1 protein-coding gene is annotated in these 889 nt (G+C 56.9%); it reads right to left on the reverse strand.

Annotated elements, in window-relative coordinates; genetic code table 11:
• Window positions 1-150: 150 nt before the first annotated feature.
• On the reverse strand, window positions 151-889 hold a 739-nt coding region (locus OLZ32_RS39180), incomplete at its 5' end, for a LysR substrate-binding domain-containing protein (protein ID WP_264425741.1).

Genomic DNA, 889 nt, shown 5'->3' on the forward strand with positions numbered 1-889 from the left:
CGGGGCGATCCAGACAGATATTCCTCCGTGATCGACGCGGCCGCCAATGCTGCGGGGAGGGGACAACCGTACCGGCAGAATTGACGCGTCTCGCCAGCAAGGGTGCCACGCCGCCAACTCTACTGTCCGGGCTCCGATGAAGTTCGCGGATCAGAGGTGGGCCAGACTATACTCGTGCTGGGCCGGGTTGACGAGAGGCTCGGCCGTGGCACGCGGCGAAACCATACGAGACGCCTCTTCGAATAGCATTTCGCGCATCCAGAGGCTTGCCGGATCACTGTTGTGAAGCGCGGGCCATTGCACGGCCTCGGTGAATGGAAGGTGTAGTGGCAGCGGAAGCTCAACGATTCGGAGGGGCAACCGTGTCTTTTCGAAATGCTGTGCCAGCCGTAAGGGCATGGTTCCTATACGCTTGGTCCCTGAAACTATCGGCGGGAGCATGCTATAGCCCTGTACGAGGACGTCGATACGTCTCTCGAGACCGTGCTCGCGCAAATACTGTTCCTCGATCCCTAGCCTGAGGGTATTCCCGAAATTCACCGCAGCGTGCCCCATCGACATGTATCTTTCGATTGTAAGTGGCTGTAACAGCTGTTTGTTTGAGCGACAGCCTACACACACGTGTACATCGTCGAACAATTTCGTTCGAGGATGAGCGTTCGATATGAAAATTTCAGGAAGAATTAGAAGATCGACGTCGCCGCGTCGGAGAAGGTCCACGTTGTCGTCGGTGGGAGGCCGAAATTCGAAGCTGACGGCGGGAGCTTCACGCGCCGCACGCTCCACAATCCTTTCAAAAAAGACGAGGGTAACGTAGTCGGAAAGGATGATCCTGAAGCGACGATCTGAGTGGGCCGGGTTAAACGGTTCCCCGGAAATAATGGAGAGC

This window comes from Rhizobium acaciae, from assembly GCF_025941625.1.
In the GTDB taxonomy this organism is placed as follows: domain Bacteria; phylum Pseudomonadota; class Alphaproteobacteria; order Rhizobiales; family Rhizobiaceae; genus Rhizobium; species Rhizobium acaciae.